We start from the raw sequence: 15,904 nt of genomic DNA, 5'->3' as shown, positions 1-15,904 counted from the left end.
CGATATTACAGAATGTAACCGCCGTTTCGAGCCCGGGGCCGGGCCCGAAACGGCGGTTCCCTGATCGAGCGTCAGGGGCAGGGATAGGTAAATTCCCGGTGAATCTCCTCGATTGCCTCAAGAACCGGCTCGCCGAGAGTGACACTGGCGGAACCAACATTTTCCCGAAGCTGATCCATGGTGGTCGCACCAATGATGTTGCTGGTCACGAAACTCCGGCTGTTCACATAGGCAAGGGCCAGCTGGGTCGGCGTCAGATCGTTCTGGCGGGCCAGCTCCACGTAGGCGCGGGTTGCTTCCATGCCACGATCCGAGGTGTAACGGCTGAAGCGCTCGAAAAGTGTGAGCCGCCCCTTTTCCGGCCACTTGCCACCGAGGTACTTGCCTGAAAGCATGCCAAAGGCCAGGGGCGAATAGGCCAGTAACCCGGTCTGCTCACGGTGGGCAAATTCCGCCAGCCCCGCCTCGAACGAGCGGTTGAGCAGATTGTAGGGGTTCTGGATGCTCACTACCCGGGGCCAGTCCTTTTCCCGGGACAAACGCAGGTATTCCGAGGTTCCCCACGGGGTCTCGTTGGACAGGCCAATGTGCCGCACCTTCCCTTCCCGGACCAGCTCGTCCAGCGCTGACAGCGTTTCCTCAATCGGCGTGGCGTCCTCATCGGCCTTGTGCACATAGCCGAGTTTGCCGAAGAAGTTCGAGTTCCGGTCCGGCCAGTGCACCTGGTACAGATCGATGTAATCCGTCTGCAAGCGTTTGAGGCTGTCCTCGCAGGCCTGTCGAATATGATCCCGAGTCAGTCGAGGACCGCCGCGCAGATAGCCCAGGCCATTGCCCGGACCCGCCACTTTGGAAGCGATCACCAGATCGTCACGACGCCCGCGCCGGGCCAGCCAGTTGCCCACATAGGTTTCCGTCAGCCCCTGGGTCTCCGGCTTCGGCGGCACCGGGTACATCTCCGCCGCGTCGATGAAGTTGATGCCCTCCCCCGTCGCATAATCAAGCTGCTCGAAGGCTTCCTGTTCGCTGTTCTGCTCGCCCCAGGTCATGGTTCCCAGGCAGATCATGCTCACATCAATGTCGGTCTTACCTAGCTTTCGCGTCTGCATATTGTCTCCGCTTCAGTTCATTGCACGGGTAAAAGGAATGTCACGGGAGTGTCGCATAACTGTCATGCGCGCTTTCCATAGTGAACGCATGTAGGAGGAACCACAGGAAACACCGTGACCCAGACCACCCAGCCCAACCTGCGCCAGCAACACATTACCATTGTTTCCGAGACTTTTCCGCCGGAAATCAATGGCGTGGCCAATACGCTGAGACACCTGTGCCAGGGGCTGATGCAGCGGGGCCACCGGGTAAGTGTGGTCCGGCCCCGGCAACATCACGAGGTGGCAGGCGCTGTCGCAAGTGCGGGAGAGGCCCTGTTCAATGAGGAACTCGTGGTTTCGGGGCTCCCTCTTCCTGGCTATGCCGACCTCCGGTTCGGCATAGCCAGCGCCCGTCGGCTGATGCGCCTGTGGCGGGATGCCCGCCCGGATGCAGTCTATGTGGCAACCCAGGGGCCGCTGGGCGTGGCTGCCGTCAGCGCAGCAAGACGGATGGGTATCCCGATCAGCTCCGGCTTTCACACGAACTTCCACCAGTACAGCCGCTACTACGGCGTGGGTGCCCTGGAACGTCTCCTGTGTGCCTACGGTCGCTGGTTCCACAACCGGACAGATATAACCCTGGTTCCGACCCACAAGATGCAACAGGTGACACGAGCCATGGGAATTCCGGCCACGGGGCTGTGGAGCCGGGGCATCGATTGTCACCGGTTCTCCCCTCACAAACGGGATAACGAGCTTCGTCGACAATGGGGGCTGGCCCCGAACGACAGGGCTGTCATCTATGTGGGGCGCCTGGCCCCGGAGAAGAACCTCCGTCTGGCCGTGGCCTGCTATGAACGGATCCGGGGACTGCACCCCAACTCCCGATTCATCCTCGTTGGCGAAGGCCCGTTGCGTCGCGAGCTGGCTGAACGCCACCCTGAGTACCTGTTCTGTGGCATCCGACGGGGCGAGGAACTGGCGAAGTTCTACGCCTCCGGTGACCTGTTTCTGTTCCCGAGCAAGACCGACACGTTCGGTAACGTCGTGTTGGAGGCCATGGCCAGTGGACTGGCGGTAGTGGCGTTTGACGACGCAGCCGCCAGTGAACACATCCGGAACGAGGAGAACGGTATGAAGATTGCCATGGATGATGACGAAGGCTTTATCGACTGCGCCCTGAGACTCGCGGACCAGCCTACGCTGCTCAGCCGACTGCGCGCCCAGGCCCGGCTCGATGCCCTGGAACTCAGCTGGTCGACCCAGATCGAACAGTTCGAACAGCTGGTTCTGAACCCTGACAACAAGGCGGGATACCATGCCCTCAGCAAGCAAAGCATCTCGATTCTTTGAGCGGGCCGACCAGCGGGAATACCTGCTGTGCCGGGCGATCAACCGTTCGCTGAGGTTCCGTCCGGTGCTGGGCTACTTTCGCGTCGTGAGCCGGTTGGGCGATGGCTGGCTCTGGTACGCGCTGATCCTGGCACTGCCTTTGGTGGAGCCGGCATCCGGTCCCGGGCTGGCACTGCTGATGGCCCTGACCGGCCTGGCCTGCACACTGAGTTACAAGCTACTCAAGCGATGGCTGATCCGGGAACGGCCGTTCATTTCCTTCCCGTCCATAAACTGCGGTACGCCGCCGCTGGACCGGTACAGCTTTCCCTCAGGCCACACACTTCATGCTGTGTGCTTTCAGGTCATGTTGTTGGCCGCGTTGCCCGGCCTGGCCCTCTGCCTCCTGCCGTTCACCTTTAGCGTTGCGGCTTCACGGGTGGTGCTCGGTTTGCACTATCCCAGTGATGTACTTGCCGGCGGGCTGATCGGTGGCGCAATCGGCTATCTGTCAGTTCACCAGTTCTCAGAGGCGACCATGGCCCTCATCGGCGGCTGATCAGTCGAACAACCTGAGCTGGGTTACCGGCGCATCGTCGTTACGAAACCGCACCCCGACACCCAGTAGCCGGACCGGTCGTTCCGTGTTGGTGACCAGTTCATCCAGAAGAGGCTGGTAATCAGCAACCAGGGGCTCCTTCACCTGTTCACGAACCCGTTCCAGCGTATGGGTGGAGAAATCACTGTAACGGATCTTGATAAACAGCTTGTGAATCGGCTTGTTACGGCCCTTGCGACCAAGGCGGAGGTTCAGGTCGGCCACCAGCGCGGGCAAGACCGACTCGCATGCTGTCTTGTCCGGTAAATCCTGGGAAAAGGTGCGTTCGACACTCACCGACTTGGCGATTCGGGACACCACCACCGGCCGATCATCACGACCATGCGCCATCTCGTGCAGGCGATAGCCCTGCTTGCCAAAACGCTCCAGCAGTACATCGGCGCCCAGTGCCTGCATGTCCCCGCAGGTCTTTACCCCAAGAGCATTGAGCTTGGAGGCGGTCACCTGCCCTACTCCGAACAGCTTTTCCACCGGCAGATCCCGGACAAACTCCTGAACCTGATCCGGCGTGATGACGAAGAGGCCATCGGGTTTTTGCCAGTCGCTGGCAATCTTGGCCAGGAACTTGTTGGGCGCCACCCCGGCAGAAACGGTGATGCCCACTTCGCGGCGGATGCGCTCCCTCAGGTAACGGGCCATCAGGGTCCCGCTACCTTTCTGGTCCGTGACATCAGAAACGTCCAGGAAGGCCTCATCCAGGGACAGCGGTTCCACCAGATCCGTCAGCTCCCGCAGAATATCCATGACCTGACGGGAAACCGCCCGGTACTTGCCCATGTCCGGCGGCACGGTCACCAGACCGGGACACAAACGCCTCGCTTCGCTACCGGGCATGGCGGAACGCACCCCGAAGGCGCGGGCCCGATAGTTACAGGTGGTTACCACGCCGCGGCCACCCTCACCACCCACCGCCAGGGGGACGTCCCGCAGGCTGGGGTCGTCTCGCATTTCCACGGCGGCGTAAAAGCAATCACAATCCAGATGGATGATCTTGCGCTGGGGCATGGTCAGGGGGCTCGCGTCCATACTCTGTACATATATACAGCCTTGTATATTACGCTAACATGCCGAGAATGTCAGGAACTCCAACAACTCCATCAAGGACTACCGCGAGGTCCCCATGAGCAACCCGATTCCCGAGTCTGAACGCACTGAAATCGAGGCGGCCGCCTTCCGCCGCCTGGTCAGGCACCTGCGTGACAACACCGAGGTGCAGAACATCGATCTGATGAACCTGGCCGGCTTCTGCCGCAACTGCCTGTCCAAATGGTACCGGGCCGAGGCCCAGGAACGTGGTTTCGAGATCTCCGACCCCGACGCCCGGGAAGAAATCTACGGCATGCCCTACGAGGAGTGGAAGGAGCGCTATCAGATCGGCCCCAAGCAGGAACACAAGTAATGAATGTGAATGAGGCGGTGCGGATTCACCTGGCGGCCCTGGAGGCGGGCCGCAGCAATTTCGAGGACACCCTGGCGCTGATCGATCGTTACTTCGACTACCAGCCCACCGCGTTTCACAATGGCCCCCTGTCCAATGCCGCCGGAGAAAATGCCGGTTCCTGCCGGGTATTTGCCCTTGGTCGTCACTGCAATCTCAATGAGTCCGAGACCCTGCGCCTGTTTGCCCAGCATTATGACCAGGTTCTGGCTGACCCGGCCGGTGACAGCCACGGCAATATCCGCCAGTTCATCAGTACCGGCTGGTCCGGCATCCGTTTTGACGGCGAACCACTGCGATCACACACTGCGCCCATCACCAGGGAAGAAGAGACACGTTCATGACCGATACCGCCAGCACCGGGGTACAGCAGAGTTTCCAGTTCAAGAGCGCCAATATCTCGATGACCGCGCTTGAACTCTATTACTTCGACAACGACGAGTTCGAGGCCAACCTGCGGGAAAAGATCAACCAGGCACCGGGATTCTTCAAGGACATTCCGCTGATCATCAGTCTGGAAAAATACGAGGGCCTGGACAGCGAGCTGGACTTTTTCAAGATTATCGGCGCCTGTCGCCGGCACAATATTCAGGTCATCGGCGTGCGTGGGGGAAATGAAGATCAGCGTCGACTGGCGCGGGGGGCATCCCTGGCACTGCTGCCCGGCTCCAGCCAGCGGGGAAAACCCGAAGAGCCCGAGGTGGCGACCGAACCCGAGAGCGAGCCGCCGTCCGTCGGGCCGGCACCTGCCCGGATCATCAGCCACCCTGTCCGTTCAGGCCAACAGATCCATGCGCCGGAAGGCGACGTGATCGTTCTCGGGCCGGTCCAGGCCGGTGCCGAAATCCTGGCCGCGGGCAACATTCATGTTTACGGCCCGCTTCGGGGCCGGGCGCTGGCGGGCATCTACGGCAGCGAATCCGCAAGGATTTTCTGTCAATCGCTCGAGGCAGAGCTTGTGTCCATCGCCGGACACTATAAAATCTCCGAAGATCTTCAGGATAACGGCTGGAAAAACGCTGTGCAGATCCAGCTCAGGGACGACCTGCTGGTGGTAACGCCACTGGAAAAGGCCTGATGTTTACACCCAACAATAACGACCAAGAAGACACGACGAATCCACCGCGAAACAGGAACTGAACCTTGGCTAGAATCATTGTCGTAACCTCAGGAAAAGGCGGCGTTGGCAAGACCACCACCAGCGCCTCAATCAGCACCGGCCTTGCCAAGCGCGGTCACAAGACTGTCGTCATCGATTTCGACGTGGGACTGCGCAACCTGGATCTGATCATGAATTGCGAGCGCCGGGTCGTCTACGACTTCGTCAACGTCATCCAGGGCGAAGCCTCACTCAACCAGGCCCTGATCCGGGACAAGCGGGTGGATACGCTCTACATCCTTCCCGCCTCCCAGACCCGGGAAAAGGAAGCGCTGACCCGCGAAGGTGTGCAGCGGGTCATCAACGAGCTGTCGGAAACTTTCGACTACATTGTCTGCGACTCCCCGGCCGGTATCGAACATGGTGCCCTGATGGCCCTGTACCATGCCGATGAGGCTATCGTTGTGACCAACCCCGAAGTCTCCTCCGTGCGTGACTCGGACCGCATCCTGGGCATTCTCCAGAGCAAGTCCCGGCGCGCGGAAATGGATATGGACCCGGTGAAGGAGCATCTGCTGCTGACCCGTTACAACCCGGACCGCGTTGCCAGGGGTGAGATGCTGTCCGTAGGTGATGTGGAGGAAATCCTCGCCATCCCGCTGTTGGGCGTGATCCCTGAAAGTCAGGTGGTGCTCAATGCCTCCAACCAGGGCCTTCCGGTTATTCTTGAAGAGGACAGCGATGCCGGCCAGGCTTACGAGGATGCCGTGGCGCGACTGCTGGGCGAGGAGCGGGAGCACCGTTTCATGACAGCCCAGAAGAAAGGGTTCTTCACGCGGATGTTCAAGGGAGGCTAAGGGATGAGTTTCCTCGATTATTTCAGGAGCAAGAAAAACGCCAGCGCCAGTGTCGCCAAAGAGCGGCTGCAGATCATCGTGGCCCACGAGCGGGGCCAGAGAGAACAGCCGGACTACCTGCCACAGCTTCAACAGGAACTGCTTGAGGTCATCCGCAAGTATGTGCAGATTTCCGACGACATGGTGCAGGTGGAAGTCGACCGTAACGAACGCTGTTCGGTGCTGGAACTGAACGTCACCCTACCCGAAAGCTAGCCCGACTCCGCTACCAGCGGGCGAAATGGTCCTCCATCAGTCCCCGTAGGCCTGCTACGGGGACTTTCTTGCCCGAGTCATCAATGATGGTGCCGTGAAAGGTTCCCACGTACTGGCGGAAGTTGGAGGCCAGAATACCGGCGTTCAGCCGTTCTTTCCGGACGCCGGCCGGCACGAAGTTCAGCTCCACCCGGCCATCGGTGGTACTCACCTGCCAGACTCCGTCCGGCCTATACCGGTCAAACCGGAACCTTGCCACATCCAGCTTCGAACAAATGCCATCAAACCAGACGGCGTTCTCAGTCATACCGGTTTCGTTGACGCCGGCCGCCAGGTTCAGCCCGAACGACCGACCGTCGGGAAGTACGCCCGCTATGCAGGCCCAGTTCCATGCCGTTTCCCGACGCATGAAGCCGCAACTCCAATCAATGGAACCGCGGGTATCACTGTCACAACGCCAGATTCGGTGATCCCAACGGATTTCACCCTCGACTCGCAGGCCAGCGGTCTTCCGCGTGAACACCCAGCCGTTGTAGCCGGCCGGACACACCAGTCGCAGCGGGTTTCGGTCCTCCCGTAACTCCAGATCAATCCGGATGCCGCCGGGCGCCGACACCGAAACATTCCGCCCACCCGTTGCCGGTGCAATCTGCAGAGTCACCCCACCTTTCCGGAACCGGGCGAGGCCATGCTCGGGATGCGGTTCCAGGTGCGTTCCAATCGCCAGAGGCTGCAGGAACGAACGCTCCAACAGCGTGCCGGACTCAAAGTCGTATAGGTAGAAGAAACCGTTGCCGATCAGATTGAGGTCCACCAGAGCCATACCGAACACCCAGCCCGGGGCCATGGCACTGACAAACTGGAACTGGTTGAACCGCCATCGGCGCGCCAGCCGGGATCGGGGCCGGTCCATGACCGAGCGCAGGTCATAGTCGAGATAATTGATTGTGTCTACCGGTTCCGGAAGTATTCCGGAGGGAACTCGCCCCTTGTCGTCAATCAGTTTTTTCATGGTCATGGCAGTCGTCAGATCGGGCCAATTCGCGGAACCATCAGCCAGTGAAGTTACCTGGTTCACAATCCCCTGTGTTCGTGCCTTTGCCGGCCTGCGCCCCATGCTAGACTCGGCGGCATTGTCTTCAAGGAAGTGTACTCTATGAGAAAGCCGAGAGCCCATGGATTTGCAGGCCGAGTCGCTGTTTGTACCATCGCGTTCCTGGCCTCGCTGGCTACCACCCTGACCGGTGCGATGGTAACGGCAGGGGAACTGCCCGATGAGCAGACAGCCGACTGGCGGTTGCGCAAGGAAGCCGGCAACATCCGGATCTACACCACCGAGCAGCCGGGTTCCAAATTCGAGGCTTTCAAGGCCGAAGCGCTGCTCGACACCCCGATCGAGAATGTCATGGCGGTCATGATCAACCCCGGCTCCTGCACCGAATGGGTCCACAACTGCAGCGAATCCTATGCCTTCGGTCGCGGCGACTTCCATGATCGTTATGCCTATTCGGTCAATGATATGCCATGGCCGGTGACCGACCGCGATTACGTCCTCCGCATCCGGACCCGGGGCGACCGCAGCAGTGGCGAGATCGTCATGGATCTGAACGCCACGCCCGGACAGCGGGCCGAGAATAGCAACCGGATTCGGGTGGATCGCTCCGACACGCTTTACCGGTTCATACCCGAAGGCAACCGCACCCGCATGATCTGGGTCCAGCACACCGACCCCAACGGTGCGTTACCCGGCTGGCTGGTGAATTCCCTGCTGGTGGACATCCCGGTGCGCTCGATACAGGCGCTGGAGGAGGTTGCGGGGAAATCCCGTTATCAGGGATTCGAGCTGCTCTGGGATGAACGGGGAAAACTGACGGATGTGGTGCACTCGGACTCGTGAGGGGTGACGCACCTGACAACACGCGCTAAGCTTTGTGAAAAAGTACAGCAAGAGGCAGGCTTCGCCAGATGACCGTTCTCGCCCACGAGATCATGACCCCCAGCATCAAGGCCGTACCCCAGAACTGGACGATGGATCGTCTGGCCCGTTTCCTCACCGATAACGAAATCACCGGCAGTCCCGTGACCGACGAACACGGGGATATCGTTGGCATCGCCACCCTCAAGGACATTACCGAATTTCGCTGGAATGCGAGCCGCTCGGACACCAACCCCGGACTGACGCCGGAAGAAGAAATCGAGGCACGGCGTCTGCGCCTGGCCATCTTCGAGGAAATGGGCAAGGTTCCGGTGGAAGTCCGCGATATCATGACTCCCATTGTTTTATCCGTTGACGAGCAGACGCCGGTGCGAGACATTGCCAATATCATGATGCGTGAGCACCTGCACCGGATATTTGTCACCCGGGACACGAAAATTACCGGCATCATCACGACTTACGACATGCTCAAACTGATTTCCGACAAGGAACTGACGCAGCGCTGCGCCGAGAACGACTGAGCAACCAGAGAGGTAGCCTCCCCTATGCCAAGAGCACCGCAAGCTCGGAAGAAGATGTACGTCCTCGACACCAATGTCCTGATCCACGACCCCAACGCCCTCCTCAATTTCGAAGAACACGATGTCATTATCCCGATGACCGTCCTGGAAGAGCTGGACAGCCTCAAGTCCGGAAAACAGACGGTAGCCGCCGATTGCCGCCAGGCCATCCGCAACATCGACAAGGTCCTGGGCGACGCCAGCCCCAAGGAAATCGAGAAAGGCGTCCCCATCGTGCGGGGCAAGAAAGCGCAGCCACTGGGCAAGCTGCAGATCCTGATGAGTACCGAGCATCTGGATTCCCACTCACTGCCCGAACACCTGAACGACAACAAGATCATCAACACCCTGGCCGCGCTGCAGAACCGACACAAGTCCCGGGATATCATCCTGGTGAGCAAGGACATCAACATGCGGCTGAAGGCCCGGGGGTTCGGAGTCGAGGCGCAGGACTACCACAACGACCAGCTGCTTGACGACATCGACCTGTTGCCCAAGGGCTACCACGAGTTCAGCAACTCCTTCTGGGACAACATCGAGAAGGTGGAAACCGTGCAGCGGGAGGGAGTCACCGAACACATCCTGCGTCGGGAAGGGCCGTTGGCAAAGATCAACATCAACGAATTCGTGCTCGACGAGCTGGGCTTTGTCGGCAAGGCCGTGGACCTGGACGAGGAACGGATCATCATCCGGGATCTGCACCAGCACGACCTGATGAACGAGGAAGTCTGGGGACTCGTACCCCGGGATATCTACCAGGCCATTGCCCTGAACCTGTTGCTCGATCCGGACGTGCACATGGTCAACCTGACCGGCTCGGCCGGCTCGGGCAAGACCATCCTGGCCCTGGCCGCCTGCATCGAGATGACGGTCGCCAGCAAGCTCTACAAACGCATCATTGCCACCCGCTCCACCCAGGGCCTGGACGAGGACATCGGTTTTCTGCCGGGCACAGAGGCGGAAAAGATGGAGCCCTGGCTCGGTGCCATCGTGGACAACCTTGAGGCCCTGCATGAGGACGACGAGAACATGACCGCCTCGGTGGACTACATCCTCAGCAAGGTGCCGCTGCACTTTAAATCAATGAACTACATCCGGGGTCGCAGCTTCCAGCACAGTCTGATCATCATCGACGAGTGTCAGAACCTGACTCCGCACCAGATCAAGACCATCATTACCCGGGCGGGCAATGGCTCCAAGGTGATCTGCCTCGGCAACCTGGCACAGATCGATACGCCTTATCTGAGCGCCCTGAGTTCCGGCCTCACCTACATGACCGAGCGCTTCAAGGGCTTCCGGCATGGTGCGCACGTACACCTGCAAGGGGTTCCCCGCTCGGTTCTGGCGGAGTACGCCGAAGCCAATCTCTAAGCCCACCTCTGTTGACCCTGGCGACATATGCCAGGGTCGATCCTGCCATCGCCGCGGGTTTGTTATCGAATTAATGTGATCCCTATCTCAAACGTGACACATCGTAATAACAAACGACAAAGGCGATATCATGAGGAAGTCCATCCTGTTCACCCTTGCCGGTCTCTCAGCAGCCGCCCTGAGCGGCTGCGGCGATTCCTCCGGTGACTCCGGTACCGAAGCCCGGACCCAGCAGAGAGAACCGGTCGTCAGCAGCTCCGATCCCACTCACTTCAGACGCCCCCTGCCCGAGAGTCGTGCAGAACTGGCTGCAGCGTCCTGCTCCGATGGCACCGATCTGAGTGGTGGAAGAAGCTACCGGGTGGAGATGCCCTCGAGAGTCGATGGCGCTGCGATCGTCTTCCAGGTATTCGAACCGACGCAGTTTGACTGCCAGACCCGCCACCCGCTGATCCTCCAGGGGCATGGTTTCAGCGGCTCCCGTACCACCGCAGCCGGCAATGACCCGCTGGCCCCGGTTGAACCCCTGATTGATGCCGGCTACGCGGTGATCAGCATTGACCAGCGAGGGCACGGGGAAAGCGGTGGATCCATCCGCGTTATGGACCCGGACTTCGAGGGCCAGGATCTGGTGCAAATCGTGGACTGGGCCGAAGCGAACCTCGACTATCTGAAGTACGAACAAAACAACCTGCTGCTCGGCGGCGTCGGCGGCAGTTACGGCGGCGGCTTCCAGTACCTGCTGTACAACGTCGATCCGGATCAGCGCATGGATGCCATGGTGCCCCAGATCACCTGGCATGATCTCACCTACAGCCTGAATCCCGGGAATGTCACCAAGAACTACTGGCTGGCCTTCCTCTCGACAATGGGGGATACCCAGACCGGGCTGTCCATGGATCCGTATCTGCGCAGCTCGCTCCTGGACGGCATTATCACCGGCCTCTTCCCCGACAGCGCCCTGGATTTCCTGCACTACCACAGCCCTAGCTATTTCTGGCAGAACGAACGCGACCTGGCGCTGCTGGATAGCGGCAGCACCGACGACTACCTGCTGGACCCGGTCACCGGCCAGCTTCCCCTGACCCGCGATGGCCGCTATATCGTCAAGACACCGCCCCGTGCTCCCTACCCGGTGGACGTGCTGATGTTCCAGGGCATGCGCGACAGCCTCTTCCCGTTCAATGAGGCCGTTGAAAACTATCGCACTCTCAAGGCTGCGGGCGGCGACGTTCGGCTGCTGACCTACCCGTTAAGTCACCATTACCTGGCACCCAATGTCGGCCTGATTCAGGAGACCCTCGCCAACCTCGCCTTCTACACTGGCGAACTGCCGACCCTGGCCAATGGTGACCTCAATGCCCTGGCCAAATGCGGTGACATTGGCTCCAACCAGGCGGCCGTGGCCTGGTTCAACGATAAACTGCTCGGCCGCGGCAGTGCCGACAACGTGATCACGACCGGCCAGCAGATCTGTTATACCCTGGCACCGGGCGATGCCATATCGGCCCCGGATATCACCACCGGCGGCACCACCTTCGAGGTTGGCTTTGATGCCCTGGGCAACCCGCTGCCGGCCTCGGTACTCATTGGCGCCGCGGGCATCACACCCACGGTGGTTCCCCTGGAAACCCTGGACACCGAAGCGGTTATCGCCGGCATCCCGACCGCCAGCCTCCGCGTCAGCACCGGCCTGCCGGAACTGGATAGCCAATGCCTCGAGAGTTCAGATCCGATCCTGCATGCGGGCACCTGTGACAGCATTGTCTTTGTCGGTGTCGGCATCATGCGCCAGGACCTGCCGGTACCGGAGCTCATCGACGAGCAGGTCCACCCCCTGCGTGGCCTTGGCCAGCACACGGTCGAGCTGACCGGAATCGCCGAGCGGCTCAACGCCGGCGACCAGCTGGTACTGATGCTCTACGGTCAGCACCCGACCTTTGCCGGAGCCTTCTCCCGGGATCCGGTGGTACCGGCGGTTCAGGTTTCCGGAGAAGTGGCCCTGCCCCTGCTGGCCCCGGACGGTCAGTCGCCACTGTCGTCCGGCGCTATGAACTGACATCGAGAGTACGCCAGCGGCGAACGGCCCTGGAAATGAAAGGAATGGCAACGAGCGCGCCGGTGAATGCCGCTCGTAGCCAGTCCTCCGCGTGCAGGGGGCTGAGGTGTAGCCAGTGAGCGGTAAACGGAATCTGGATCAGCACCAGTGCTGACAGCACTCCGCCAGCCGTCACAACCACAGCCACCCTCCCCCTCAAACGGCTGAGCGCGGCGGTGATCACGCCACCTGCGACAATGAGCGCTGCCAGAGCCATCGAACGCGCGTGCCCTACGTCCTGGAGTTCCTCCAGGCTCCGCAGATAACTCCAGTACACCAAACCGGTGGTGAGAAATCCGACCAGCAGGATCTGCAGCGTATCTGTCCGGGAAAGAAGGCGCACCCGCTCGCCAGGGGCTGTCGTCGGTAACCTGGCATGCTCCGGGAGATTCTGAAACACCAGCATGGCGGTCGGATGGATGATCAGCTCCAACCAGACGATGTGAATCGGCAGGTAAAGCACCGGAAACCCGAGCAACGGAATCAGGGAGGCCGTCAGTACCAGAGGAATGTGGATCATCAGCAGGTACTGGAAACTCAACCGGAGATTCCGGAACAACTGCCATCCTTCTTCCATGGCCCTGACAATCGTCCGGAAATTGTCATCCATAAGGACGATGGCGGATACCTCCCGTGCGCTCCTGGTACCTCGCTCACCCATTGCGATACCAATGTCCGCCGCCTTGAGGGCCGGCACATCGTTCACGCCATCGCCGGTGACCGCGACGATCTGACCCCGTCGTTGTAAAGCCTGGACCAGCTTCAGTTTGACCGAAGGCACGGCGCGAGCCACCACGTCCACCTCATCCAGCACGCTGTCGTCCCCGGCCGAAAGCCTGCCCAGAAAGTCTTCCCCGGTAATGACACGCGGATTACCGCCCCCCAGGCCAATCTGCCGCGCCACTGCCTCCGCCGTGCCGGCATGGTCTCCGGTCACCATGATCACCCGGACGCCCGCCGACCCACAGCTGGCAAGCGCCTCGGCAACACCCTCCCGGACCGGGTCTTCAAACGCCAGTAGCCCCAAGAACTGGAAACCTGATTCCGGTTCTTCGGTCGATTCGTTCCCTTCAGCCATTTCCTGCTGCGCGCAGGCGACAACCTTGTGTCCGGATTCAGCCAGCTTGTCCACCTTCTCCCGCCAATACTGTTGCCCGGCCTGCGATTCCGTGCTCATGGCGAGCACCGTCTCCGGCGCCCCTTTGACGGCGGCATAGACCTTATCGCCATGGAGGACGAGGGTGATCTCGCGCTTACGCTCCTCGGTGAAGGGAAAGGCGGACACGACCGACGCCTCCGGAGGTGACCCTGTCTCCTCCAGAATCGCACGGTCCATGGGATCACCGGAGTCGGGACGGCTGGCCCAAGCGGCGGTACGCAGAAGCACAGATTCCGGCACCTGGCCAGCCGGATACCAGTGGGCGAGAACCAGGCGCCCTTCCGTCAGGGTGCCCGTTTTGTCACAGCAAATGCAGGTGGTCCGGGTGATGTTCTCGACAGCAACAGCACGCCGCACCAACGCGTCACGTCGAGCCAGACGAAAGACGCCCAGGCCGAGGAAAAACGTCAGTACTACCGGAAATTCCTCTGGCAGGGCTGCGACGGCCAGAGTAACAGCACTCAACACTGCATCCATCAGACCATGGCCCTGCCAGAGACGGGTCATGGCCAGCAGGCCACAGATCGCCAGCGCAATCCCGAGCAATACCTTGACCAGGTTCGCAACAGCTTGCTGCAGGGGTGTCCGGCCCTGGGTTCCTTCCACCGCCGTGCGCACTATCTCACCGTACAAGGTCTCGTGGCCGGTGTAGGCAACACGCACTTGCGCGACCCCGGTGAGCACCCGGGTGCCGGCAAACGCCCAGTTGATCTCCCGGGCCTGTTCACCAGGCTGTAGCGCGGTCTGGTTCGGAAAACGGGATTTTCTGACAGGGTAGGCTTCACCGGAGAGAACCGATTCATCAACCTGGAGGTTCTCGGCATCAGCAACCACACCATCCGCTGGGAAAGGCTCACCACTGCGCACCTCCAGAAGGTCCCCGGGGACCACCTCTTCCGAGGGGACCAGTAACACCTGCCCGTCAATCCGGACCCGCGCCACCGAGGCCAGCTGACTCCTGAGTGTGGCGATGGAAACCTAGGTGCGATGATGCAGGAAGGCGTCCATACCCAGAAACGGAATCAGCGCCACCAGAAGAACCAGCGCCTCGGTCAGCTCACCAACCAGAAGAAAGAGGATTGCCGTGCCGACAAGAAACCAGAGCATTGGATCCTTCAGCGTATCGGCGAGGACACTCCAGACCCCATGTCGCGCCGATTCGACAATGATATTGGCTCCATAGAGTTTTCGACGCGCCAGCCGCTCCCGGGTGTCCAGGCCTACCGGACTACCCAGGAGACCCTCGAGACGGTCTCGGGGAAGTAACTGTTTCATCACGGTTGAGATTCACCCTGTGCGGCACGCTGCCAAGTAACTATAGCTCCTGCCCCGCTGTGGTGACCCCGATTCTGCAGGCTTCTGTCGCAAGATGTATCCCAGCGCCGGGCAAAGCGACAAATTGCGACAAACCCCCTGCCTCACCGACATAGTTCCGCGACAAATCCAGTGTCCAATAACCTCAGCAACCTGCAGTTGCCAATACGTGCCGGAGCAGCAGTAGGTGATCCTGCCTGTTACTTCCGGACTGGCAAAACGATCCCCTGAGGAGAGAGCGACATGAATTGGATGGATTCAGACAACCGATACGGAATGGTATCCCGGATCATTCACTGGCTGATGGCGGCCCTCCTGATTCTTATGCTGTTCAGTGAGGCCTGGATGGAAGCCCTGGGCGACCACGCCGGCGAACCCGGCATGGCCTGGCACCAGAGCATCGGCATCACGCTGCTCGTGCTGCTGGTCGGCCGTCTGGCCTGGAGGGCTCTCAACAGGGGGAAGGTGACGCCCCCGGAGCGCTGGCGAACAGCTGCACGGCTCGGGCACCTGGCACTTTACGGTGTCATGCTGGCCATTCCCCTGACCGGAGCGCTCACGGCCCTGGGCGAAGGTCACGGCATTGAACTGTTCGGTTGGGGAATCGTGGCCCCGGGTCCGGAAATCGAATGGATGGAGGAAGCCGGGGAAGAAACCCATGAGGTCATGGCAAACCTGCTTTGGGTCATTCTTGCCGGACATGTTCTGGCGGCCCTTGCGCACCAGCACCTGCTCGGGGACAACACCCTGAGGAAGATGGCCTGACGGCAGCAGA

Annotated in this window: 17 protein-coding genes; 12 read left to right on the top strand and 5 right to left on the bottom strand. The window is 60.5% G+C overall.

The window, feature by feature from the left end; genetic code table 11:
• Positions 1 to 71: 71 nt before the first annotated feature.
• A complete protein-coding gene (locus tag MD273_RS15225) occupies positions 72 to 1,109 on the bottom strand; it encodes an NADP(H)-dependent aldo-keto reductase (protein ID WP_239038652.1) in 1,038 nt (345 codons plus the stop codon).
• Positions 1,110 to 1,223: 114 nt separating this feature from the next.
• Here MD273_RS15225 and MD273_RS15220 point away from each other — a divergent pair, with 114 nt between their 5' ends.
• Positions 1,224 to 2,444, top strand: coding sequence for a glycosyltransferase family 4 protein (locus MD273_RS15220; RefSeq protein WP_239038651.1), 1,221 nt, complete (start codon positions 1,224 to 1,226; stop codon positions 2,442 to 2,444).
• Complete coding sequence (locus MD273_RS15215; RefSeq protein WP_239038650.1) at positions 2,410 to 2,982, top strand: phosphatase PAP2 family protein; 573 nt, start codon at positions 2,410 to 2,412, stop codon at positions 2,980 to 2,982. Before MD273_RS15220 ends, MD273_RS15215 begins: the two co-directional genes overlap by 35 nt.
• Here MD273_RS15215 and dinB read toward each other — a convergent pair whose 3' ends face one another.
• Positions 2,983 to 4,047 carry a DNA polymerase IV gene (gene dinB / locus MD273_RS15210; protein WP_239038835.1) on the bottom strand — a complete coding sequence of 355 codons (1,065 nt, stop codon included), beginning with the start codon at positions 4,045 to 4,047 and terminating at the stop codon, positions 2,983 to 2,985.
• Between the two features lie 115 nt (positions 4,048 to 4,162).
• Between dinB and MD273_RS15205 the strand changes: the two genes are divergently transcribed.
• The 5 genes from MD273_RS15205 to minE all read left to right on the top strand — a co-directional run bounded on the left by MD273_RS15205 (position 4,163) and on the right by minE (position 6,691).
• Positions 4,163 to 4,441, top strand: coding sequence for a DUF1244 domain-containing protein (locus MD273_RS15205; protein ID WP_239038649.1), 279 nt, complete (start codon positions 4,163 to 4,165; stop codon positions 4,439 to 4,441).
• Positions 4,441 to 4,824: a HopJ type III effector protein gene (locus tag MD273_RS15200; RefSeq protein ID WP_239038648.1), complete on the top strand. Its 384-nt coding sequence runs from the start codon at positions 4,441 to 4,443 to the stop codon at positions 4,822 to 4,824. The genes MD273_RS15205 and MD273_RS15200 overlap by 1 nt, the downstream gene beginning before the upstream one ends.
• On the top strand, positions 4,821 to 5,558 hold the full coding sequence (gene minC / locus MD273_RS15195) for a septum site-determining protein MinC (protein ID WP_239038647.1): 738 nt from the start codon (positions 4,821 to 4,823) through the stop codon (positions 5,556 to 5,558). Before MD273_RS15200 ends, minC begins: the two co-directional genes overlap by 4 nt.
• 65 nt (positions 5,559 to 5,623) lie before the next feature.
• On the top strand, positions 5,624 to 6,436 hold the full coding sequence (gene minD / locus MD273_RS15190; RefSeq protein ID WP_239038646.1) for a septum site-determining protein MinD: 813 nt from the start codon (positions 5,624 to 5,626) through the stop codon (positions 6,434 to 6,436).
• A gap of 3 nt (positions 6,437 to 6,439) precedes the next feature.
• Positions 6,440 to 6,691, top strand: coding sequence for a cell division topological specificity factor MinE (gene minE / locus MD273_RS15185; protein ID WP_239038645.1), 252 nt, complete (start codon positions 6,440 to 6,442; stop codon positions 6,689 to 6,691).
• A 10-nt stretch (positions 6,692 to 6,701) separates the two neighbouring features.
• On the opposite strand, the gene MD273_RS15180 is transcribed toward minE, so the two are convergent.
• Complete coding sequence (locus MD273_RS15180; RefSeq protein WP_353050323.1) at positions 6,702 to 7,703, bottom strand: DUF2804 domain-containing protein; 1,002 nt, start codon at positions 7,701 to 7,703, stop codon at positions 6,702 to 6,704.
• Positions 7,704 to 7,940: 237 nt separating this feature from the next.
• Here MD273_RS15180 and MD273_RS15175 point away from each other — a divergent pair, with 237 nt between their 5' ends.
• The 4 genes from MD273_RS15175 (at position 7,941) to MD273_RS15160 (ending at position 12,617) form a co-directional block, all read left to right on the top strand.
• On the top strand, positions 7,941 to 8,588 hold the full coding sequence (locus MD273_RS15175) for an START domain-containing protein (protein WP_353050330.1): 648 nt from the start codon (positions 7,941 to 7,943) through the stop codon (positions 8,586 to 8,588).
• A 68-nt stretch (positions 8,589 to 8,656) separates the two neighbouring features.
• Positions 8,657 to 9,148: a CBS domain-containing protein gene (locus MD273_RS15170; protein ID WP_239038642.1), complete on the top strand. Its 492-nt coding sequence runs from the start codon at positions 8,657 to 8,659 to the stop codon at positions 9,146 to 9,148.
• Positions 9,149 to 9,172: 24 nt separating this feature from the next.
• On the top strand, positions 9,173 to 10,558 hold the full coding sequence (locus tag MD273_RS15165) for a PhoH family protein (protein ID WP_502846066.1): 1,386 nt from the start codon (positions 9,173 to 9,175) through the stop codon (positions 10,556 to 10,558).
• 130 nt (positions 10,559 to 10,688) lie between these two features.
• Positions 10,689 to 12,617, top strand: a complete 1,929-nt coding sequence (locus MD273_RS15160; protein WP_239038641.1) for an alpha/beta fold hydrolase — start codon at positions 10,689 to 10,691, stop codon at positions 12,615 to 12,617.
• On the opposite strand, the gene MD273_RS15155 is transcribed toward MD273_RS15160, so the two are convergent.
• Positions 12,607 to 14,757, bottom strand: a complete 2,151-nt coding sequence (locus MD273_RS15155) for a cation-translocating P-type ATPase (protein WP_239038640.1) — start codon at positions 14,755 to 14,757, stop codon at positions 12,607 to 12,609. The genes MD273_RS15160 and MD273_RS15155 overlap by 11 nt on opposite strands.
• A 36-nt stretch (positions 14,758 to 14,793) precedes the next feature.
• Positions 14,794 to 15,090 (bottom strand): cation-transporting P-type ATPase, encoded by a 297-nt coding sequence (locus tag MD273_RS15150; protein WP_239038639.1) that lies wholly within the window; start codon positions 15,088 to 15,090, stop codon positions 14,794 to 14,796.
• Positions 15,091 to 15,372: 282 nt separating this feature from the next.
• Between MD273_RS15150 and MD273_RS15145 the strand changes: the two genes are divergently transcribed.
• On the top strand, positions 15,373 to 15,894 hold the full coding sequence (locus MD273_RS15145) for a cytochrome b (RefSeq protein ID WP_239038638.1): 522 nt from the start codon (positions 15,373 to 15,375) through the stop codon (positions 15,892 to 15,894).
• Positions 15,895 to 15,904: the final 10 nt, after the last annotated feature.

It is taken from the genome of Marinobacter sp. C7, assembly GCF_022343555.1.
Classification (GTDB): Bacteria; Pseudomonadota; Gammaproteobacteria; order Pseudomonadales; family Oleiphilaceae; genus Marinobacter.
This window is presented reverse-complemented; position numbering and strand designations above follow the sequence as displayed.